Origin of the sequence: Halomonas sp. 328, from assembly GCF_015645095.1 — a bacterium.
GTDB lineage: Bacteria > Pseudomonadota > Gammaproteobacteria > Pseudomonadales > Halomonadaceae > Bisbaumannia.
In genome coordinates, this window is sequence record NZ_JADOTW010000009.1 from 100,929 (window position 1) to 120,494 (window position 19,566).

Annotated in this window: 22 protein-coding genes; 8 read left to right on the forward strand and 14 right to left on the reverse strand. The window is 68.2% G+C overall.

The genetic code is table 11. The features are described 5' to 3' along the window. Nucleotides 1–9 precede the first annotated feature (9 nt). From flgF to flgL, 7 genes are all read left to right on the forward strand, one after another. Nucleotides 10–750, forward strand: coding sequence for a flagellar basal-body rod protein FlgF (gene flgF, locus IHD13_RS06275; RefSeq protein WP_195860180.1), 741 nt, complete (start codon nucleotides 10–12; stop codon nucleotides 748–750). 24 nt (nucleotides 751–774) lie between these two features. After that, on the forward strand, nucleotides 775–1,554 hold the full coding sequence (flgG, locus tag IHD13_RS06280; RefSeq protein WP_195860181.1) for a flagellar basal-body rod protein FlgG: 780 nt from the start codon (nucleotides 775–777) through the stop codon (nucleotides 1,552–1,554). Between the two features lie 25 nt (nucleotides 1,555–1,579). After that, nucleotides 1,580–2,248, forward strand: coding sequence for a flagellar basal body L-ring protein FlgH (locus tag IHD13_RS06285; protein ID WP_230086166.1), 669 nt, complete (start codon nucleotides 1,580–1,582; stop codon nucleotides 2,246–2,248). Nucleotides 2,249–2,260: 12 nt separating this feature from the next. Continuing rightward, a complete protein-coding gene (locus IHD13_RS06290) occupies nucleotides 2,261–3,388 on the forward strand; it encodes a flagellar basal body P-ring protein FlgI (protein ID WP_326838321.1) in 1,128 nt (375 codons plus the stop codon). After that, the gene (flgJ, locus tag IHD13_RS06295) at nucleotides 3,388–4,398 is read left to right on the forward strand and encodes a flagellar assembly peptidoglycan hydrolase FlgJ (RefSeq protein WP_195860183.1); all 1,011 of its coding nucleotides are present in this window, start codon (nucleotides 3,388–3,390) and stop codon (nucleotides 4,396–4,398) included. Before IHD13_RS06290 ends, flgJ begins: the two co-directional genes overlap by 1 nt. Nucleotides 4,399–4,492: 94 nt before the next feature. After that, on the forward strand, nucleotides 4,493–6,142 hold the full coding sequence (flgK, locus tag IHD13_RS06300; protein ID WP_195860184.1) for a flagellar hook-associated protein FlgK: 1,650 nt from the start codon (nucleotides 4,493–4,495) through the stop codon (nucleotides 6,140–6,142). Nucleotides 6,143–6,157: 15 nt separating this feature from the next. After that, nucleotides 6,158–7,366, forward strand: coding sequence for a flagellar hook-associated protein FlgL (flgL, locus tag IHD13_RS06305; RefSeq protein ID WP_195860185.1), 1,209 nt, complete (start codon nucleotides 6,158–6,160; stop codon nucleotides 7,364–7,366). Between the two features lie 67 nt (nucleotides 7,367–7,433). On the opposite strand, the gene fliR is transcribed toward flgL, so the two are convergent. From fliR to fliF, 13 genes are all read right to left on the reverse strand, one after another. After that, nucleotides 7,434–8,225, reverse strand: coding sequence for a flagellar biosynthetic protein FliR (fliR, locus tag IHD13_RS06310; RefSeq protein WP_195860186.1), 792 nt, complete (start codon nucleotides 8,223–8,225; stop codon nucleotides 7,434–7,436). Next, nucleotides 8,226–8,495: a flagellar biosynthesis protein FliQ gene (gene fliQ, locus IHD13_RS06315; RefSeq protein WP_195860187.1), complete on the reverse strand. Its 270-nt coding sequence runs from the start codon at nucleotides 8,493–8,495 to the stop codon at nucleotides 8,226–8,228. Between the two features lie 33 nt (nucleotides 8,496–8,528). After that, nucleotides 8,529–9,260, reverse strand: a complete 732-nt coding sequence (gene fliP, locus IHD13_RS06320; protein ID WP_230086175.1) for a flagellar type III secretion system pore protein FliP — start codon at nucleotides 9,258–9,260, stop codon at nucleotides 8,529–8,531. A gap of 14 nt (nucleotides 9,261–9,274) precedes the next feature. Then, entirely contained in the window at nucleotides 9,275–9,700 is a 426-nt protein-coding gene (fliO, locus tag IHD13_RS06325; protein WP_195860188.1) for a flagellar biosynthetic protein FliO, read from the reverse strand. Further along, on the reverse strand, nucleotides 9,697–10,251 hold the full coding sequence (fliN, locus tag IHD13_RS06330; protein WP_195860189.1) for a flagellar motor switch protein FliN: 555 nt from the start codon (nucleotides 10,249–10,251) through the stop codon (nucleotides 9,697–9,699). Before fliN ends, fliO begins: the two co-directional genes overlap by 4 nt. After that, nucleotides 10,244–11,296: a flagellar motor switch protein FliM gene (gene fliM / locus IHD13_RS06335; protein ID WP_195860190.1), complete on the reverse strand. Its 1,053-nt coding sequence runs from the start codon at nucleotides 11,294–11,296 to the stop codon at nucleotides 10,244–10,246. The genes fliN and fliM overlap by 8 nt, the downstream gene beginning before the upstream one ends. 20 nt (nucleotides 11,297–11,316) lie before the next feature. Further along, nucleotides 11,317–11,802, reverse strand: coding sequence for a flagellar basal body-associated protein FliL (gene fliL / locus IHD13_RS06340; protein ID WP_195860191.1), 486 nt, complete (start codon nucleotides 11,800–11,802; stop codon nucleotides 11,317–11,319). A 108-nt stretch (nucleotides 11,803–11,910) separates the two neighbouring features. Next, nucleotides 11,911–13,200, reverse strand: a complete 1,290-nt coding sequence (locus IHD13_RS18155; protein ID WP_230086167.1) for a flagellar hook-length control protein FliK — start codon at nucleotides 13,198–13,200, stop codon at nucleotides 11,911–11,913. Continuing rightward, nucleotides 13,200–13,667 (reverse strand): flagellar export protein FliJ, encoded by a 468-nt coding sequence (fliJ, locus tag IHD13_RS06350; RefSeq protein ID WP_195860192.1) that lies wholly within the window; start codon nucleotides 13,665–13,667, stop codon nucleotides 13,200–13,202. Before fliJ ends, IHD13_RS18155 begins: the two co-directional genes overlap by 1 nt. Next, complete coding sequence (gene fliI / locus IHD13_RS06355) at nucleotides 13,664–15,031, reverse strand: flagellar protein export ATPase FliI (RefSeq protein ID WP_195860193.1); 1,368 nt, start codon at nucleotides 15,029–15,031, stop codon at nucleotides 13,664–13,666. The genes fliJ and fliI overlap by 4 nt, the downstream gene beginning before the upstream one ends. Nucleotides 15,032–15,035: 4 nt before the next feature. Further along, nucleotides 15,036–15,761, reverse strand: a complete 726-nt coding sequence (locus tag IHD13_RS06360) for a flagellar assembly protein FliH (RefSeq protein ID WP_195860194.1) — start codon at nucleotides 15,759–15,761, stop codon at nucleotides 15,036–15,038. Continuing rightward, on the reverse strand, nucleotides 15,754–16,764 hold the full coding sequence (fliG, locus tag IHD13_RS06365; protein ID WP_195860195.1) for a flagellar motor switch protein FliG: 1,011 nt from the start codon (nucleotides 16,762–16,764) through the stop codon (nucleotides 15,754–15,756). Before fliG ends, IHD13_RS06360 begins: the two co-directional genes overlap by 8 nt. After that, entirely contained in the window at nucleotides 16,757–18,490 is a 1,734-nt protein-coding gene (fliF, locus tag IHD13_RS06370) for a flagellar basal-body MS-ring/collar protein FliF (protein WP_195860196.1), read from the reverse strand. The genes fliG and fliF overlap by 8 nt, the downstream gene beginning before the upstream one ends. Nucleotides 18,491–18,755: 265 nt before the next feature. Here fliF and fliE point away from each other — a divergent pair, with 265 nt between their 5' ends. Further along, nucleotides 18,756–19,073, forward strand: a complete 318-nt coding sequence (gene fliE / locus IHD13_RS06375; RefSeq protein ID WP_195860197.1) for a flagellar hook-basal body complex protein FliE — start codon at nucleotides 18,756–18,758, stop codon at nucleotides 19,071–19,073. Nucleotides 19,074–19,099: 26 nt separating this feature from the next. Here fliE and IHD13_RS06380 read toward each other — a convergent pair whose 3' ends face one another. After that, nucleotides 19,100–19,456 (reverse strand): flagellar protein FlaG, encoded by a 357-nt coding sequence (locus tag IHD13_RS06380; RefSeq protein ID WP_195860198.1) that lies wholly within the window; start codon nucleotides 19,454–19,456, stop codon nucleotides 19,100–19,102. Nucleotides 19,457–19,566 lie beyond the last annotated feature (110 nt).

The window sequence follows — 19,566 nt, forward strand, 5'->3', positions numbered from 1 at the left end:
GCCTGAACCATGGATCGTATCCTCTATACCGCCATGAGCGGCGCCAAGCAGAGCATGGACCAGCAGGCGGTGGTCAGCCACAACCTGGCCAATACCGCCACCAGCGGTTTCCGGGCCCAGCTGCACGCCATGCGGGCGGTGCCGGTACAGGGCGACGGGCTCTTGCCCACCCGTGCCTCGGTGGCTGCCACCACCCCGGGGGCCGACTTCTCGCCGGGGCCCATCAGCACGACGGGGCGTGAGCTGGACGTGGCCATCGATGGGCAGGGCTGGCTGGCGGTGCAGGCCCCGGACGGCACCGAGGCCTATACCCGCCGCGGCGATATCCAGGTCGATGGCGACGGCGTGCTGCGGGTCGCCGGTCACCCGGTGATCGGCGATGGTGGCCCCATGGTGGTGCCGCTCGGCGCGCGACTCTCCATGGGGGCCGACGGCACCGTCAGCGCTATCGGCGAGGGGCAGCAGGCGGATGCGCTGATGGACGTGGGGCGCCTCAAGCTGGTCAACCCCGGCGAGGCGGGCCTGGTGCGCGGCGATGATGGCCTGTTTCGCGCGCCCGCCGGGGCACTGCCCCAGGACGAGGACGTGCGCCTGGTCAGCGGCAGCCTGGAAGGCAGCAACGTCAGCGCCATCGAGGCGATGGTGTCGATGATCGACGTGGCGCGGCGTTACGAGATGCAGATGAAGGTGATCAGCACCGCCGACGAGAATGCCCAGCGGGCTAATAACTTGCTCTCCCTGCAGGGCTAATCGGACTCAAAGGACGACAGCACGATGATTTCTTCACTGTGGACGGCCAAGACCGGCCTGGAGTCACAGCAGGTCCAGATGGACGTGATCTCCAACAACCTGGCCAACGTCGGCACCAACGGCTTCAAGCGCTCCCGGGCGGTCTTCGAGGACCTGCTCTACCAGAACCTGCGCCAACCCGGGGCCAACAACGATATCCAGAACCGCCTGCCCTCCGGCATGCAGGTGGGGACCGGGGTACGCCCGGTGGCTACCGAGCGCCTGCACTCCCAGGGCGGCCTGGAAGCCACCGAGAACTCTCGGGACCTGGCCATCAACGGCAACGGCTTCTTCCAGGTACTGATGCCCGACGGCACCACCGGCTACACCCGGGATGGCAGCTTCCAGCTCGACCAGAACGGTCAGATGGTCACCGCCAACGGCTACCCCCTGGAGCCGGGAGTGATCATTCCGCCCAATGCCCTGTCGATCTCCATCGGCGAGGATGGCACCGTCAGCGTGACCACGCCGAACGGCCAGAGCGAGCAGATCAGCCAGCTGCAGCTCGCCACCTTCGTCAACCCCACCGGCCTGGAGAGCATCGGCGGTAACCTCTATCGGGAGACCACCGCTTCGGGGCCGGCCAACGTCAACATGCCGGGGATGGACGGGGTCGGCACCCTCTATCAGGGCTATGTGGAGACCTCCAACGTCAATGTGGTGGAGGAGATGGTCAACATGATCCAGACCCAGCGGGCCTATGAGATCAACAGCAAGGCGGTGCAGACCAGCGACGAGATGCTGGCCCGCCTGGCGCAACTCTAGGGGCATTGACGTGATGGGAGGGGTGATGCGACATGCCGGCCTGATGCTGTTGGCCCTGGCCATGCTGGTGCTGGCCGGCTGTGCCCAGATTCCCCGCGCCTCGGTGGTGGGGGAGCAGGAGCAGATCGCGATTCCGGACCGCCCGGCGCCGCTGGCCAACGGTTCCATCTACCAGGCGCATCGGGGCCACCAGCCGCTGTTCGAGGATCGCCGGCCGCGCATGGTCGGGGATATCCTCACCATCGTCCTGGACGAGGAGGTCAGCGCCAGCAAGAACTCCCAGTCCAACGCCAACCGCAACGGCTCGGCGAGCCTTAACCTGGCGGAGTTGCCCGATGCCCTGGAGCGGCTCGCCGAGTACGGCTTCGACCTCTCCGGGACCAATGCCTTCCAGGGCGGTGGCGGTTCCCAGGCCAATAACTCCTTTACCGGCACCATCACGGTCTCGGTGCTGGAGGTGATGAACAACGGCAACCTGCGGGTGCGCGGCGAGAAGCAGATCGCCATCAACCAGGGCACCGAGTTCATCCGCTTCTCCGGGGTGGTCAATCCGCGCACCATCACCGCCCAGAACAGCGTGCCTTCCACCCAGGTGGCCGATGCCCGCATCGAGTACGTGGGCGATGGCTATATCAACGAGGCCCAGCACATGGGCTGGTTGCAGCGCTTCTTCCTGAACATTTCGCCTTTCTGACGAGCCGCCCGCATGATGATTCCGACCCGACCGACCCCGCGACTCGCCATCCACCTGCTGACCCTGGCCCTGCTGTGGCTGCTGGCCCTGCCGGCCCAGGCGGAGCGCATCCGCGAGCTGGCCAACTTCGCCGGCGTGCGTGACAACGTCCTGGTGGGGTATGGCCTGGTGGTGGGCCTGGACGGCACCGGCGATCAGACCATGCAGGCGCCCTTCACCGGGCAGAGCCTCACCAACATGCTTTCCCAGCTCGGTGTCACGGTGCCGCCGGGCACCAATATGCAGCTGCGTAACGTGGCGGCGGTGATGGTCACCGCCGACCTGCCGCCCTTCTCGCGGCCGGGGCAGCGCCTCGATGTGGTGGTCTCCTCGGTGGGTAACGCCCGCAGCCTGCGCGGCGGGACCCTGCTGATGACGCCCCTCAAGGGCGCCGATGGCGATACCTATGCCATCGCCCAGGGCAACCTGCTGGTGGGCGGCGTCGGCGCCCAGGCGGGGGGCAGCTCGGTGCAGGTCAATCACCAGGCCAGCGGGCGGATCGCCGGCGGCGCCATGGTGGAGCGGGAGGTCCCCCTCAACCTGGGCGCCAACGGCGGCCTGCTGGAGCTGGAGCTCAAGCAGGCCGACTTCGGCACCGCCCAGCGGGTGGTCGCGGCCATCAACCAGGAGTTCGGGCGCGTCGTCGCCGCGGCCCGGGACGGGCGGGTCATCGCCCTGGATGGCCCCCTGGATGCCAATGCCCGGGTCGGCTTCATGGCCCGGGTAGAGAACCTGAGGGTCACGCCCACCGAGGCGCCGGCGCGGGTGGTGGTCAACTCGCGCACCGGCTCGGTGGTCCTCAACGGCGCGGTGCGCCTGCATCGCGCCGCCGTGGCCCATGGCAACCTCTCGATCACCATCGATACCCAGTTCCAGGTCAGCCAGCCGGCGCCCTTCGGCGAGGGCACCACCGTGGTGGTGCCGGATACCGAGATTCGCATCCAGGAGCAGGATGCCTACCTGCGGGTGGTGGAGGGGGCCGATCTCACCGAGGTGGTCAACGCCCTCAACGCCCTGGGTGCCACGCCCCAGGACCTGATGTCGATCCTCGAGGCGCTCAAGGCCGCCGGTTCCCTGCGCGCCGAACTGGAGATCCTCTGATGAGTGTCAACGACCTCTCCGGTCAGTTCGCCCTGGACGTCCAGGGAGTCCAGCGCCTGCGCCATACCGCCCGCCAGGATGAGCGGGCCGGTCTCGAGGGGGCCGCCCAGCAGTTCGAGGCGCTGTTTATGCAGCGCATGCTCAAGAGCATGCGCGAGGCCATTCCCGAGGGCGGACTGCTCAACAGCCAGCAGACCCGCTTCTATACCGAGCTCTACGATCAGCAGCTGGCCCAGCACTTGACCAGTCGGGGCGGTGGCCTGGGCCTGGCCGAACAGCTGGTCAGCCAGCTGCAGGGGCAACTGGGGCCGGTCGCGCCCTCGACCGAGGTGGATGAGCTGATCGCGGGCATTCCCCGGGGCACACCGCGCCCCCTGACACCGACCGGTGAGGCATCGGGGCAGGCTCCTGCCGACTTTATGCAGGCGCTGGATGCCCAGCGCGCCGCCGTCGAGGAGGCGCGCGAGGCGAATCACGCCGACTTGCCGGCCACCGATGCCGCCCAGGCCGACGATCGCCAGCGTCCCGGGCATGTGCAGGCCTTCGTCGAGCGGTTGGCCGAGCCGGCCCGGCGGGCCAGTGAGGCCACCGGGGTGCCCGCCGAGCTGATCCTCGCCCAGGCGGCCCTGGAGACCGGCTGGGGCCGGCGCGGCATTCCCGCTCGGGACGGTGGCGAGAGCCATAACCTCTTCGGTATCAAGGCCGGTCGCCATTGGCGAGGCGAGACCACCGAGATCGTCACCCATGAATATATCGATGGCCGGCGTACCCGCATCAGCGACAGCTTCCGGGTCTATGACTCCTATGCCGAGGCCTTTACCGACTATGCGCGGCTGATCGGCACCAACCCCCGCTATGCCGAAGTGACACGGGCCGGCGATGCCGCCCAGGCCGCCCGGGCCCTGCAGGCCGGGGGCTATGCCACCGACCCGCAGTACGCCAACAAGCTGATCGCGGTGATGGATAGCCTGGGGCCACTATCCGAGGGGGCCCAGCTGGCCAGCCGCTAAGCTTCTTCCGGCCCCCGACTTTCTGGCCGCTGTCACCTCAAGTTCTGGCGGCCGCCGCCGATAAAAGCATCAACGTCTTCAAGGGAATCGACGCATGAGCCTGTTTTCCATCGGCGTCAGCGGCCTGAATGCCGCCCAGAACGCCCTCGCCACCACCGGCAACAACATCACCAATGTCTATACCCCGGGTTACAACCGGGAACTGACGATCCTCAGCGAGGGGCGTGCCGACAGCGGTGGGGTCCGGGTGCAGGACATCCAGCGTCAGTTCAACCAGTACGTGGCCGGGCAGCTCAATGCCGCCACCAGCAAGTCCTCGGCGCTCAATACCTACCAGGGGCAGATCAGCCAGATCGATAACCTGCTGGCGGATCGCGAGGCGGGCCTGGCGCCGCTGATGCAGAACTTCTTCTCCTCCCTGGAGGACCTGGCCGGGGCGCCTTCCGACCCGGCGGCCCGCCAGGGGGTGATCGGCACGGCGGATACTTTGAGTGCCCAGTTCCGCTCCTTCGACGGCTACCTCGAGGACATGCAGCGGGGCGTCAATGGCCTGATCGGCGACGAGATCACCCAGATCAATAACGCCACCGAGGAGCTGGCCTACCTCAACCGCGAGATCGCCCTGGCCCGGGCGCGCAGCGGCGAGGCCCCCAACAGCCTGCTCAACCAGCGCGACCACCTGATTCACCAGATCAGCGAGCGCATGGACGTGCGCCTCACTATCCAGGACGGCAAGAGCTATAACCTCAGCCTGCCCAATGGCCAGCCGCTGGTGGCCGGCACCCAGGCCTTCAAGCTGGAGGCGGTGGCCTCTCTCGAGGATCCCCAGCGCACCATCGTGGGCTACCGGGACGGCGCCAATAACCTGGTACGCCTGGGGGAGGACGTGATTCAGGGCGGCACCCTGGGGGGCATCATGACCTTCCGATCCGAATCGCTGGATCGGGTCCAGAATCAGCTCGGTCAGATGGCGGTCTCCCTGGCCGAGGCCTTCAATGCCCAGCATCGTCAGGGGATCGACCTGAATGGCGATGCCGGTGGGGACCTGTTCGGCATCGGTCAGCCGCTGGCCTATCGCCATGACGCCAACGCCAGCGACGCCTCCCTAGAGGTGGCCTTCGGTACCTACAACGACCCGGTGGGTGGCCCGGGTGACCTCACCAACCTGGCCGCCACCGGCTATGACGTGACCTTCGACGGCACCGACTACGTGGTCACCCGCCAGGATAACGGCGCGACCCTGGATCCCGCCGATATCGACCTGACCGGGGGCGTGCTCTCCTTCGGCGGCCTGGAGATCACCATTCAGAACGGTCCGCCCGATGCCGGTGATCGCTTCAATGTCCAGCCCCTCAAGCGCGCCGCCGGGGGCATGGAGAACCAGATTCGCGATACCAGCAAGATCGCCGCCGGCGAAGAGGACTTCAGTGGCGATAACCGCAACGCCCTGGCCCTCCAGTCCCTCCAGGACAAGCAGGTGGTGGGGGGCTCGGCGACCCTGAGCCAGGCCTATGGCTCCCTGGTCAGCGACGTGGGCAATCGGAGCAATATCGTCCAGGTGAATGCCTCGGCCCAGCAGGGCCTGACCGACCAGCTCAAGGGGGTGCAGCAGTCCGAGTCCGGGGTCAACCTGGACGAGGAGTTTGCCAACCTGATGCGTTACCAGCAGTACTACATGGCCAACGCCAAGGTGATCGAGACCGGCACCACGGTGATCGACACCCTGCTGAACCTGCGCAACTAACAAGGAGCGTTTATCGTGCGTATCAGTACCGTCACTATGTTCGAGATGAACGTGGCCAGCATGAACCGTCAGCAGGGCGACTTCCTGAAGGTGGGCCAGCAGATCGCCAGCGGCAAGCGGGTGGTCAACCCCTCCGACGACCCCCAGGCGGCGTCCCGGGCGGTGGGGGTCTCCCAGTCCAAGGCGGTGACCCAGCAGTATGCCGATGCGCGGGTCAGTGCCCGTAACTCCCTGGCCCAGAGCGAGAGCATTCTCAACAGCGTCAACGACGGCATCACCCGGGCCAAGACCCTGCTGCTGCAGGCCTCCAGCGATACCCTGAGCGACGTGGACCGCAACTCCGTGGCCAGCGAGCTCAAGGGGCTCTATGAGTCGCTGCTGGGCCAGGCCAATAGCACCGACGGCAACGGCCGCTACCTGTTCGGCGGCTATCGGGACAACGCCCCGCCCTTCGCCAAGGACGCCGGTGGCCAGGTCCAGTACGAGGGCGATACCCGTAACCGCGAGCAGCGCATCGATAGCTCCCGGCTGATGCCGGTCACCGACAGCGGCGCCGATATCTTCCAGAGCGTGCATGCCAGTGCCGGCCTGCTGGTCAAGGCGGAAGGCGGCAACGATGGCAATGTCACCTTCGGCTCGCCATTGACCACCGACCTCTCCGATGCCGATTATGGCACTCCGCAGGCCATCGAGTTTGCGGTGGATGCAGTAACAGGAGACATCACCTATTCGACGGACGGTGGAACCAGCTTCGCGGCCTATAACCCCGAAGGCACCCGTATCGAAGTGGCCGGGATGGCGGTGGAGCTCAAGGGCACCCCCGCCGATGGCGACGAGTTGACCCTGGGGCGCGCCACCGAGATGGAGCCGGACCTCTTCCGCACCTTGGAGAACGCCATCGCGCTCCTCGAGGAACCCGCCGATACCCCGGCCAAGAAGGCCGCCCTGCGCAATACCCTCAATACCAGCCTGCGCGAACTGGATAATGCCCAGGACAATGTCCTGACGGTGCGCGCCTCGGTAGGGGCCCGGCTCAACGAGCTGGACGTGGTGGACAGCGTGGCCGGCAATCGCATGCTCAACTACGAGCAGACCCTCTCCGACCTGGTCGACCTCGACTACGTGGAGGCCGCCGCCGAGTACAGCCTGCGCCAGGTGGGGCTGATGGCGGCCCAGAAGGCCTTCGTCGATATCCAGGGCATGTCGCTCTTCGACCGCATGTAAGGCACAGCCCAAGACAACACGGCCGCCGATCGGGCGGCCGTGTTGCGTCTGGGGCGTCGTGAGGGAATCAGGCCAGCGGCGCCAGGGCCTCGATCAGCTGGTGCATGACGCCGATCCCTTGGCTGAACAGCCGCGACAGGAAGCGCCCCAGGTCGGTCATCAGCACCATCAGCAGGAAGAGCCCCACCGTCAGCGAGGTGGGGAAGCCGATATTGAAGACGGTGAGCTGGGGCGCCGAGCGGTTGAGGATGCCCAGCGACAGGCTGATGATCAGCAGCGAGCCCATCACCGGCAGCGCCAGCAGCATCCCCGAGGTCATGATGGTGCCGCCGTAGCGCACCAGCATCTCGAAGGCCCCGGCATTCAGTCCCTCCAGCCCGATGGGCAGCACAGTGAAGCTGCGCACCAGGGTCTCCATCACCATCAGGTGGCCGTCGAAGGCGAGGAACATCAGCAGGGTGATCATGTAGAGCACCCGCGAGAGCACCATGGTGTTGGTGCCGCTCGAGGGGTCGAAGAAGGTGGCGAAGGCCAGGCCCATGGAGAGGCCGATGAATTCCCCGGTGGCCTGCACCACCGCCAGGGTCACCTGCATCACCAGGCCGATGGCGATACCGATGATCAACTGCTCCACCATGATGCCGAGGCTCGCCCAGGAGACCAGTGGCACCTGGGGCAGGGGCGGTAGCAGGGGCGCCGCGGCCACCGTCACCAGCACGCCCAGGGCGACCTTCACCTGGTTGGGCACGCTGGAGTGGCCCCACAGGGGAGCGGCCAGCAGGAAGCCGGTGATGCGCATGAAGGGCCACAGGAAGGCGATCAACCAGCCCTGCAGCTGGGCGAAGGTGACCTCGACCATCTAGGAGATCATCGTCGGGATATTGGTAAACAGCTCGCGGGTGAAGTCGGTGATGCGCTTGAGCAGCCAGGGCCCGGAGATCACCAGCACCGCGAAGACCCCGAGGATCTTGGGAATGAAGGAGAGGGTCATCTCGTTGATCTGGGTGGCGGCCTGGAAGAGGCTGACCAGCAGGCCGGTACTCAGGGCGGTGAGCAGCAACGGGGCCGCCAGCCACAGGGTCACCTGCATGCCCTGGTAGGCCAGGCTCATCACCATCTCGGGGGTCATGGGTGCGCTCCTTGCCCGCGCTCATGCTCGGGGCTAGATATAGAAACTCTCCGCCAGGGAGCCGATGATCAGCTGCCAGCCATCCACCAGCACGAACAGCATCAGCTTGAAGGGCAGCGAGATGGTGGCCGGTGGCACCATCATCATGCCCAGCGACATCAGGACGCTGGCGACCACCAGGTCGATGATCAGGAAAGGGATAAAGATGGTGAAGCCGATCTGGAAGGCGGTCTTCAGCTCGCTGGTCACGAAGGCCGGCACCAGCACCTGCAGGGGCACGTCCTCGGGCCCCTGGAAGGGGCCCGCCCCGGCCAGGTTGGCGAACAGCGCCAGGTCCGGCTCCCGGGTTTGGCCGAGCATGAACTCCCGGAAGGGCTCGGCGCCGATGGCCAGGAAGTCATCGAAGTTGATGTCACCGGCGCTCAGCGGCGCCCAGGCCTGCTCATAGACCTGGGCGAAGACCGGCGACATCACGAAGAAGGTCAGGAACAGCGCCAGGCCCAGCAGGATCTGGTTGGGGGGCGTGGACTGGGTGCCCATGGCGGTACGCAGCAGGCTCAGCACGATGATGATGCGGGTGAAACAGGTCATCATCAGCAGCAGGGCCGGCAGGAAGGCCATGCTGCTGAGCAGCAGCAGGGTCTGCAGGGAGAGTGACCACTGCTGGCCGCCATCCTCCATGGGGCGGCTGGTGATGCCCGGCAGCTCCTGGGCCAGGCCCAGGCTGGGCCAACTGGCCAGCAGGGCCACGCCGAGCAGCAGCAGGAGACGCGAGTGGCTCACCGTGACTTCCCTCTCAACAGCTCGCGACCATTGTGCTTGAGCGCCGCGGCGAAGCGTTCGCCGAAGCCGGACTCGCCGTCGTGGGTCGTGCCGAGCCCCTGGGCCAGGGCCTCGCTGGCCGTGGTCTCCCGGGCGGGCAGCTGATGCAGCGGGGTGATGCGCCCGCCGCCGACCCCCAGCACCAGCCAGGTGTCGTCCACCTCGACCACCACCACCCGCTCCTTGGGTCCCAGGGCGGTGCTGGCGACGACCCTGAGGTTCAGGGCCTGGGCATGGCGGTTCGGACCCAGTCGGGTCAGCAGGTAGCGGGAGAGGAAGATCAGCCCCAGCACCAGGGCCAGGGCGGCGGCGGTCTTGCCCAGGGTGGCCAGCCCCACCAGGGCTTCGCCGCCGGCCAGGCCGGTGTCGCTCACGCTGCTCATCGGTTCAGCTTCTGGACCCGCTCGGAGGGGGTGATGATCTCGGTGATGCGGATGCCGTACTTGTCATCCACCACCACCACCTCGCCCTGGGCGATCAGGTAGCCATTGATCAGGATATCCATGGGCTCGCCGGCCAGGCCATCCAGCTCGATCACCGAACCCTGGGCCAGCTCCAGCAGCTGCTTGATGGTGATGCGGGTGCGCCCCAGCTCCACGGTCAGCTTGACCGGGATATCCATGATCATCTCCAGGTCCCGCGGCGTGCCGGCGGGGCTTCCCCCCTCCAGGGGACGGAACACCTGTTCGCCGGCGGCCTGGGCCTGGCCGCCTTCGCTGGCCTCCTGTTCGGCCAGGGCATCGGCCCAGGGATCGGCCTCGTCGGCGCTCCCCGCGTCAGTTCCCTCGGCGGCCTGCTGCTCGGCCATCGCCTCGGCCCAGGGATCGGCCTCGTCGGCCGTGCTCTTGCCCTCGGCGGCCTCCTGCTCCGCCATGGCATCGGCCCAGGCGTCCTCGGTGGGTTTCTGATCGTCGGGCTTGTTGGGATCAGTCATGCTTGGCTTCCTTGGCTTTCGACACGGCACCCTTGACGAAGTCGCTCTTGGTGGGCACGTGCTGGGAGAGGTGGTCGATCATGCGTTTGACGCGCAGGGCGCGCTGGCCATTCTGGCTGCCGTAGTCGCACTCCATTACCGGGACGCCGTCCACATGGGCGGTGACCGTATTGGGGAGTTCCAGGGGCAGGACATCCCCCACCTGCAGCGACAGCACCTCGCCGATGCTCGAGGGCAGGGTGGTGAACTCGGCCACCAGGTCCACCTCGGACTGGCGCAGTTCGCCGGCCATGCGCTGGGTCCACTGCTTGTGGTCGCCGCCCTCCTGGGAGTCGCTCATGGGGTTGGCCAGCAGATCCCGCAGCGGCTCGATCATCGAGAAGGGCATGCAGATCTGGAAATCGCTGGCCAGGTTGCCCACCTCCAGATGGAAGTTGGTGTTGACCACGATCTCGTTGGGCGAGTTGGTGATGTTGGCGAACTTGGCCTGCATCTCCGAGCGCAGGAAGCTGATCTCCAGGGGGTAGACCGACTTCCAGGCCTCCTGGTAGCTGTCCAGGGCAAGGTTGAGGATGCGCCGGATGATGCGTTGTTCGGTATGGGTGAACTCGCGCCCCTCGGACTTGGTGACGAAGCGCCCGTCGCCGCCGAAGAGGTTGTCCACCACCATGAACACCAGGGTGGGGGGGAAGACCACCAGGGCCGAGCCGCGCAGCGGCTTCATGCCGATCAGGTTGATGTTGGTGGGTACCGGCACATTGCGCGAGAAGTCGCTGTAGCTCTGGTAGCGTACCGCCCCCACGGTGATATCGGCGCTGCGTCGCATCAGGTTGAACAGCCCCATGCGGAACTGGCGGGCGAAGCGCTCATTGATGATATCCAGCGCCTGCAGCCGCTCGCGAATCACCCGATGCTGGGTGGCCGGGTCATAGGGACGCACGCGGGGCGAGTCCCCGTCGTTATCCCCGGGGCCGTCCTCCTCGCCGCTGACCCCCTTGAGGAGGGCGTCGATTTCTTCCTGCGAGAGCAGATCGTCTTGAGACATGGTGCGGATGCGCCTGTGGGTTATTGCACGATGAACTCGGTGAAGAGCACCTCTTCCACCGCCAGGGTCGGCTGCGGCCGGGTCAGGGGCTCGTCGAAGAGGGTCAGTACCTGCTGGGCCAGGGCCTGTCGCCCGCCGGGAGCCTTGAGGTCTTCGTCGAGCTGCTCGGAGAAGAGCAGCAGCAAGCGGCTGCGCACCAGCGGCAGATGCTCCTGGATGATCTCCTGGGTCACCTCGTCGCCGACCTTGAGGGTCAGGCCCACATAGAGCAGACGGTCGCTGTAGCGGTTGCTCTGCAGGTTGACGGTGAAAGGATCGACCCGCACGAAGATCGGTGTCGGGCTCTGTACCTGAGCCTCCTGGGGGCCACTGGCCTGGGCCTCGCCGCGTTGATCCAGCAAGAGATAGACATTTACCGCCGCCACCGCCGCCACCAGGATCACCAGCAGGGCGATCAGGAAGGCCGTCTTGCGTGAGCCGCCGGCCTTTGCCGCCGCGTTTGCCATGGTCACTCCTCGTCTACAGTTGGGCCGAGTATGCCGCAGCCGACTCGTGCCCGATGATTCGAACAGGGCGGGGGAAGCGCCCTATCTCCAGGGTTTGTGGGGCTTGTCTCAGGCGAAGAGGTCCACACCGCCGCGCAGGCTGGCGGCCAGGCTCGCCTGCTGACGCGCCTCGAGGGGGGCCATCGCCGGGCCCTCGTCATCGCCCTGTGCCTCGCCTCCGGCCTGGCCGGTGCCATTGCCGCGGGCCAGGAAGCCGCCGGCCTGGTCGCCGCGCTGCTCGCCCACCGAGGCCTCACCGAGCTGGATTCCCTGCTCGGCCAGGGCCTCGCGCAGTTGCGGCAGGGCCTGCTCCACCGCCTGGCGCACCGGGGCATGGGCGGAGAGGAACTGGGCCTGGGCCCCCTGATCGCCCAGCTTGAGGCTGACCGACAAGGGGCCCAGCTCGGCGGGGTTGAGGTGCAGTTCGACCTGGCCGCCACGCTGGCCAAGGCTCACCAGTTGCTGCCCCAGCTGCTGCTCCCAGGCCTGGCTGGCCAGGGGCGCGGTCAGGCTGGCCTGGCCGCTGGCCGGCATGGCCGGAGCCCCGGTAGCCATAGCCCCGGTGGCCAGGGGCCCGGTGGCCAGAGCCCCGCTGCCCGGGGCGAGCAGGGCCTCGCCGCCCATCGCGCGAGCCCCGCTGGGGTCCAGGGTCGGGGGCTCGCTGAACAGGCCCTGGGCGACCGGTGGGGGGAGGGGCGCTTGCGGCGGGGTCAGTCCCGGGCGCTCGCCACCGGGGGCCCTTCCTTGCGCCGACACCAGGCGGTCCAGTGATTCAGCCGCTAGCCCCTGGGTCGGCTGAAGGGTGGCTCGCTCGAGCGCCCCCGACAGCGGCTGAAGCCCGCCGCGGCGTCCGGCCTGGGCGGCCATCTCGGTGACCAGGGCAGGGTGGGCCCTGGCGGCCTCGCCGACGGCCGGGGCGGTCGGTTCGGGGCCGGCCACCAGGGCCAGCCGCGCGGCGATCTCCGCCAGTCGGGGATCGCTGAAGACGACCTCGGCCTGTCGATCCGGTCGCGCGGCTTCCGAGGCGGGGAGGCGCTCGGCCGGCAGGGGCGTCGGTGCGGTCATGGCCGGCATGGCCTTATCGATCAGCGTCGCTACTGTCTCGCCGCCCTCCTCGTTGCCCGTCTCGGTGAGGGCCGCGAGCTCGGCCGCCAGGGCCTCGAGGGTCTCGTGAGAGGCGGGCAGGCCCTCGGCCTGCTGGCCCAGTTGGGCCAGCAACGCCTCGGCAGGCGCCTCCCCCTGGGCGTCGCGCAGCAAGGCGGCGAAGTCGAGTGCCGCGGGATCGAGGGGGCCGGCGTCACCGCGGGGAGCGTTGCCGGAGCGGCCGGCGGCCAGTGACAGTAGGCTGGCGATATCCATCAGTGGCCTCCATGGAGGGGGTGGTGGGTCTGGCGACGCAACAGGGCTTGCTGGGTCAGCTCATCGCTGTGGCGCAGTTCCTGGCGCTGGATCACCCGCTGGGCCTGCTCGGCGCGGCGACTGGCCAGGGTGTCGTAGGAGGAGAGCTTGCGCTGTTCGCCCTGCCATTGCTGCTGGCTGCGCGTCACCTGCTGGCGCTGTTGGGCCAGGGTCTGCTGGGCGCGATTCATGGCCTCGTCAAGCGAACGCAGGAAGTGCTGGTAGTTGTGCATCGACGCCGGATCGATGCCCTCCTGCATGGCACGTTGCAGGCGCTCGGCATACTCCTGGCGATAGCGCTTCAGGGTCTCCACCTGGGCGACGCCCTGCTGCTCGCCCTGGCGGGCCTGGGCCAGCCCCAGGGCGGCCTTGTCGCGGCCTTCCCGGGCCAGGTCGATCAGGGTATCCAGGGGACCTTGTTGACTCATGACTTACCTCCGATTAGCTGGGCCAGGGCCTCCTGGGTGGGGGCGATGGCGGCGCTCTCGTCGATGCGCTGCTGCAGGAAGCGCTCCAGGTGGGGGTAGAGCTGCACCGCCTGATCCAGCTGGGGATCGTGGCCGGGGGTATAGGCCCCCACGCTGATCAGGTCCTGGTTGCGGCGGTAGCGGGAGAAAAGCTGCTTGAACTGTTGCGCCCGGGCCTGCTGGTCCCGGTCGACGATGGCGGTCATGGCGCGACTGATCGAGGCCTCGATATCGATGGCCGGGTAGTGGCCGGCCTCCGCCAGGGAGCGGGAGAGCACGATATGGCCGTCGAGGATGGCCCGCGCCGAATCGGCGATGGGGTCCTGCTGATCGTCGCCCTCGGTGAGCACCGTATAGAAGGCGGTGATGGAGCCACCGCCGCGCTGGGCATTGCCGGCCCGCTCCACCAGGCTCGGCAGCTTGGCGAACACCGAGGGCGGATAGCCCTTGGTGGCCGGGGGCTCGCCGATGGCCAGGGCGATCTCGCGCTGGGCCATGGCGTAGCGGGTCAGCGAGTCCATGATCAGCAGCACGTCGCGGCCCTGGTCGCGGAAGCCCTCCGCCAGGCGGGTGGCGTAGGCCGCCCCCTGCAGACGCTGCAGCGGCGAGGTATCGGCGGGCGCCGCCACCACCACGGCGCGGCGACGCCCTTCCGGGCCGAGGATATTGTCGATGAAGTCCTGGACCTCGCGGCCCCGCTCGCCGATCAGCCCCACCACGATGACGTCGGCGCGGGTGAAGCGCGCCATCATGCCCAGCAGCACCGACTTGCCGACCCCGGAGCCGGCGAAGAGTCCCATGCGCTGGCCGCGGCCGACGCTGAGCAGGGCGTTGATGGCGCGAATGCCCACGTCGATCTGCTCCTCGATGGGGGCCCGGGAGAGCGGGTTGAGGGGCGGGGTGGCCAGGGGCGCATGGGGCACCTCGGTCAGCGCCTCGCCGCCATCCAGGGGGCGGCCATTGCCATCCACCACCCGGCCCAGCAGCGACTCGCCCAGGGGGAAACGGCGGGCGCTCTGGGCGCCATCGCCCAGGGGCAGCACCCGGGCCCCGGGCGTCAGGCCGCTGATCGCCTCCAGCGGCATCAGGAACAGCTTGTCGCCGGCGAAGCCCACCACTTCCGCCTCGGCGATGCCTTCGGCCAGCTCGATGCGGCAGGCGCTGCCCAGAGGTACCTTGAGGCCCACCGCCTCCAGCACCATGCCGGTGGCGCGGGTGATGCGTCCGCTGACCCGGTAGTGGGGCAGGGTCTCCACGCCGCGGCGCACCCGGCCCAGGGCCTGGCACCAGTGCTGCTGATGGGGATTGGCGATGGCCTCGGGCATGGCGCTAGTCTCCCTGCCTTGGAGCCGCGCGCTGGCGCAGACGCTCGGTGACCGCCTCCCAGCGCCGTTCCCAGGTGGCGTCCAGCTCGCCGCTGGCGCTGGTCACACGGCAGCCGCCGCGGCTGAGCTCGTCATCCGGCTGCAGCTTCCAGCCCAGGGCGCTCAACTCGTCGCCCAGCACCGGGGTCACCAGGGCCAGGTCGTCCGGGTGCAGCCACAGGCGGGTGCCGCCATTGAGCGGCGGTTCCACGTGCAGCAGCTCGCGGACCAGGGTGAGAATTTGCTCCGGGCGGGCGGCAAGCGCCTCGCCGGCCAGCTGGCGGCCGGTGGCCAGGGCCAGGGCCACCAGCTCCTCGGCCACCTGGTCATCGAGGCCGTCCAGGGCTTCGCGGAAGCCGGCGGCCAGTTCGCGCAGCGGCGTCAGGGTCTCGGCGAGGCGCTTGTCCAGCTCCGCCTCGGCGGCGGCGCGGCCCTCGGCCAGCCCCTGGGCATGGCCTTCTTCCTGGCCGCTGGCCAGGCCCGCCCGGTAGCCCTCCTCGCGGGCCGCCTGGCGTACCTGCTCGCGCAGCCGGGCGAGCTCCTCGTCGCGACGGCGGGCGGCCTGGCGCTGGGCCTCGCGGCGCCGGCGCTCGCGTTCGGCGGGGCCGGGCCCGGCGGCGTCGCTGCCCAGTTCTTCCATCCGCCAGCGGCGCCAGCGGTCGTCGAAGGCGTCGCGGGGGGACTCAGACATAGGTGTCGTCTCCGCCGCTCAGCACGATCTCGCCGCTGTCGGCCAGGCGCCGCACCACCTGGAGGATCGCCTTCTGCTCGGTTTCCACCTGGGAGAGGCGGATGGGGCCGCGGGCCTCCATGTCCTCGCGCAGCAGCTGGGCGGCGCGCTGGGACATGTTGCGGGTGAACTTGTCGACCAGCTCGGCGGCGGAGCCCTTGAGGGCCACCACCAGGGAGTTGGTGTCGATCTCCTTGAGCAGCAGCTGGATGGAGCGGTCGTCCAGGTCGAGCAGGTTCTCGAAGACGAACATCTCGTCGAGAATCTTCTGGGCCAGGTCTTCGCTGTGGGCGCGAATGGTCTCTACCGCCACCTCCTCCTGACTGGTGTTCATCAGGTTGAGGATCTCGGCGGCGGTCTTCACGCCGCCCATCTTGCTGCGCTTGAGGTTCTGGCCGTCGAGCATGCTTCCCAGCACCTCGGTGAGCTCCTGCAGGGCCGCCGGCTGCACGCCGCTGAAGGTGGCGATACGCAGCACCACGTCGTTGCGCAGCTTGTCGTCGAACAGCTCCAGCACGTCGGCGGCCTGGTGGCGTTCCAGGTGCACCAGGATGGTGGCGATGATCTGCGGGTGCTCCTCGCGGATCAGCTCGGCCACCACCGAGGGCTCCATCAGGTTGAGGGAGTCGATGCCGGAATTGGTGTTGTGGGCCTCGAGGATGTCCTCGATCAGGCTGGAGGCGCGCTCGCCGCCCAGCGCCTTGGTCAGCACCGAGCGGATATAGTCGCTGGAGTTGATATTGAGCGCCGAGAGCTCCTCGCTGTCGCGGAAGAAGTGCTCGAGCACCCGGCGCATGTCCTGGTGGGAGACCTGGTTGAGGCGAGCCATCTCCTGGCTCACCTCCTGGATCTCCTGGGGCCCCATGAACTTCAACACCTCGGCGGCGCTGTCCTCGTCCAGGGCCAGCAGCAGGATGGCGCTGCGGCGCACCCCGCTCATCTCGCTGCTCGTGGCGTTACTCATCGTCGTTCACCCAGCTGCTGAGGATCATCGCCACCAGGCGCGGATCCTCCTGTGCCAGTTCACGCAGATCGTTGAGATTCTGCTCGTAGGCGCCGGCCTTGCGGCGGCGCTTCTGTTCGCGACCCTCGCGCCCCGTCGCCTCGCTGTCGCCGCCCTCCTGGGTGGCACCGCCGGACTCGGCACCCTCGTCGTCATCGCCGACGCTGGCCAGCAGCTTGCCGGCGGCACCGGCGGGCACGGCGATGGGGGCCGGGGCCTCGGTATAGCGGCGGATCAGCGGGCGCAGCACCAGCCAGTAGAGGAGCAGGGCGGCCAGCAGCACCAGCAGGTAGCGGGCGATGCCGAAGACCAGTCCCTGCAGCTCCGGGTCTTGCCACCAGGCGATGTCCCGCAGACCATCGTCGGTGGGCTCGAAGGGGCTGTTGACCACCTCCAGGGCGTCGCCGCGGGCCGGCGAGAAGCCCATGGCCTGGCGGGTCAGGCGCTGGATCTGCTCCAGCTCCGCGTCGCCGAGGGGCACCAGGATCGGCTCGCCCTCGTCGTCGACGCCGTCCCGGTAGTTGACCACCACCGCCACCGAGAGCCGTTCCACCCGGCCGCGCTGATGCTGGATATGGGCGACGTTGCGGTCCACCTCGTAGTTGATGACGTTATCGTGGCGCAGGCGGCTGGGGGGCTGGGGCGGCTCGGCCTCGTCGTCGGCCGCGTCCTCGTCGACCGGCTCGGCATTGATGGGGGAGGGGGCGATACCCGGGGGCGTGTTGCTCAGGGCCCCGGGGACGCCCTGGGCCAGGTCATCGCCGCCCCGGTAGTCGGCGCTGTTCTGCAGGCTGCGCACCGCGGCCCGCTGCGGGTCCTGGTTGGGCCCGTAGCGCTCCTCGGTCTCCTCGCGACGGGTGAAGTCCACGTCGGCGGTGACCTGGGCGCGGATATTGCGACGCCCCAGCACCGGCACCAGGATGTTCTCGATGCGCCGCTGGTAGGCCCGTTCGATCTCCTGCACATAGTCGAGCTGGGTGCCGTCCAGGTCGCGGCCCATGCCGCTGGGCTGGGAGAGCAGGCGACCGCCCTGATCGATCACGGTGACGTCCTCGGCGGCCAGCTCCGGCACGCTGCTGGAGACCATATGCACGATGGCGCTGACCTGGCCGTCGCCCAGGGTGCGGCCGCCGTGCAGGGTCAGGATCACCGAGGCCTTGGCCGGCTCCCGTTCGCGCACGAACACCGACTGCTTGGCCATGGCCAGGTGTACCCGGGCTCGCGAGACCGGGCCCAGGGACTCGATGGAGCGGGAGAGCTCGCCCTCCAGGCTGCGCTGGAAGTTGATCTGTTCGGCGAACTGGCTGATGCCGAAGGCCTGGCCATCCATCAGCTCGAAGCCGACATTGCCGCCCTGGGGCAGGCCCTGCTCGGCCAGTTGCAGGCGCAGGGTATGCACCTGGTCGCCGGGCACCATCAGCGCCTGGCCCCCCTCGCTGAGGCGGTAGGGCACGCCGCGGCTGTCCAGCTCGTTGATGATGCGGCCGCCATCGGCCTCATTCAGGTTGCTGTAGAGGACGCGATAGTCGGGGCTACGGGCCCACAGCAGCAGGGCGATGATGATCGCCACCACGGCGGCGCCGACCAGCAGCAGCGGCACCAGGGGGTTGCCGCGCAACTGATCGAGCAGGCGCTGTTGTAACGGGCCCTGGGGCGCGTCGCCGCGGGCGGCGGTCCCGTCGCTCATGCGTGCCTCCCGGCGTCAGCGTGGGTGCTCGGTGACCTGGCGGTGATGACCGTGGTGTCGGGCAGATGGGCATGGGGCATGGTGATATCCATTCATCGCGGTTTGCCGTCCCGTCGACCGGGCGGAACTGTGATGGACGCCATTATCGGCGCGGCTGGCCAGCCCAAAGGTGGGAATAGTCGGGTTTTTCAGGCGCATTTGCTGGCTTGGTGGCCGGGGCAAGGCTGCTAGCCTCCTCTCAGCGTGTCACAGGAGCCGATATCTCATGTCCACCCCCGCCATTCATGCCGCCCTGCAGCAGATGCAGAGCCTCTCTGCCCAGGCCGCCAATACCACCGCGCCGCAGGCCGCCGCCGGCCAGGGGGGCTTCGCCGCCGAGCTGGCCAACTCCATCCAGCGCATCAACCGCCTGCAGCAGAGCGCCAACGCCAAGGCCTCCGCCTTCCAGGCCGGTGACCCCAACGTGGCGCTCAATGACGTCATGGTGGATATGCAGAAGGCCAGCGTGGCCTTCCAGATGGGCCTGCAGGTGCGCAACCGCCTGGTCAGCGCCTACCGGGACGTGATGAATATGCAGGTGTAAGGCAGTGTCGTCAGGTCCCTCGGGCCCTAGGCCTGCAGGTCGATCAGCCGGCCGCGCATCTCGTCCAGGCGCTCGGCGATCCGGAGCAGCTCCTCGGAGGGAATCTGGCGAATGACGTCGCCGCTTTGCTGATCCACCACCCGGGTGATGGTGCGGTTGCCGACGTCGGCCAGCTCGAACTCCACGCCATAGTTGCGCATCACCTCGTTGATGCGCTGCAGCGGCTCGACCAGCTCCGCCTCCTCGGGGGGCGCCGCCTGGCTGAGCTGGCCACCGGCGGTGGGCAGGTTGGCCAGCAGGGTCTCGACGCGCTGACGCGGGGTCAGGTCGTTGAGGGGGGAACTGGGGGCATGGGCACTGACATCCGCTATCGGGTGACTCATGGAAGGATCCCTTGCGTGAATGATTGGAAGTCTTGTTTTTCTTATCTACGTCCATCGGCCAGGGTGGCGGGAACTTTAGCCCTGCCTCGTGGCATCGAGTCGAGAGTCTG

Bases quoted from the DNA above. Each gene is read 5' to 3' on its own strand.
- flgF (WP_195860180.1), top strand. From the start codon at position 10: ATGGATCGTATCCTCTATACCGCCATGAGCGGCGCCAAGCAGAGCATG.
- flgG (WP_195860181.1), top strand. From the start codon at position 775: ATGATTTCTTCACTGTGGACGGCCAAGACCGGCCTGGAGTCACAGCAG.
- IHD13_RS06285 (WP_230086166.1), top strand. From the start codon at position 1,580: ATGCGACATGCCGGCCTGATGCTGTTGGCCCTGGCCATGCTGGTGCTG.
- IHD13_RS06290 (WP_326838321.1), top strand. From the start codon at position 2,261: ATGATGATTCCGACCCGACCGACCCCGCGACTCGCCATCCACCTGCTG.
- flgJ (WP_195860183.1), top strand. From the start codon at position 3,388: ATGAGTGTCAACGACCTCTCCGGTCAGTTCGCCCTGGACGTCCAGGGA.
- flgK (WP_195860184.1), top strand. From the start codon at position 4,493: ATGAGCCTGTTTTCCATCGGCGTCAGCGGCCTGAATGCCGCCCAGAAC.
- fliR (WP_195860186.1), bottom strand. From the start codon at position 8,225: ATGGTCGAGGTCACCTTCGCCCAGCTGCAGGGCTGGTTGATCGCCTTC.
- fliQ (WP_195860187.1), bottom strand. From the start codon at position 8,495: ATGACCCCCGAGATGGTGATGAGCCTGGCCTACCAGGGCATGCAGGTG.
- fliO (WP_195860188.1), bottom strand. From the start codon at position 9,700: ATGAGCAGCGTGAGCGACACCGGCCTGGCCGGCGGCGAAGCCCTGGTG.
- fliN (WP_195860189.1), bottom strand. From the start codon at position 10,251: ATGACTGATCCCAACAAGCCCGACGATCAGAAACCCACCGAGGACGCC.
- fliM (WP_195860190.1), bottom strand. From the start codon at position 11,296: ATGTCTCAAGACGATCTGCTCTCGCAGGAAGAAATCGACGCCCTCCTC.
- fliL (WP_195860191.1), bottom strand. From the start codon at position 11,802: ATGGCAAACGCGGCGGCAAAGGCCGGCGGCTCACGCAAGACGGCCTTC.
- IHD13_RS18155 (WP_230086167.1), bottom strand. From the start codon at position 13,200: ATGGATATCGCCAGCCTACTGTCACTGGCCGCCGGCCGCTCCGGCAAC.
- fliJ (WP_195860192.1), bottom strand. From the start codon at position 13,667: ATGAGTCAACAAGGTCCCCTGGATACCCTGATCGACCTGGCCCGGGAA.
- fliI (WP_195860193.1), bottom strand. From the start codon at position 15,031: ATGCCCGAGGCCATCGCCAATCCCCATCAGCAGCACTGGTGCCAGGCC.
- IHD13_RS06360 (WP_195860194.1), bottom strand. From the start codon at position 15,761: ATGTCTGAGTCCCCCCGCGACGCCTTCGACGACCGCTGGCGCCGCTGG.
- fliG (WP_195860195.1), bottom strand. From the start codon at position 16,764: ATGAGTAACGCCACGAGCAGCGAGATGAGCGGGGTGCGCCGCAGCGCC.
- fliF (WP_195860196.1), bottom strand. From the start codon at position 18,490: ATGAGCGACGGGACCGCCGCCCGCGGCGACGCGCCCCAGGGCCCGTTA.
- fliE (WP_195860197.1), top strand. From the start codon at position 18,756: ATGTCCACCCCCGCCATTCATGCCGCCCTGCAGCAGATGCAGAGCCTC.
- IHD13_RS06380 (WP_195860198.1), bottom strand. From the start codon at position 19,456: ATGAGTCACCCGATAGCGGATGTCAGTGCCCATGCCCCCAGTTCCCCC.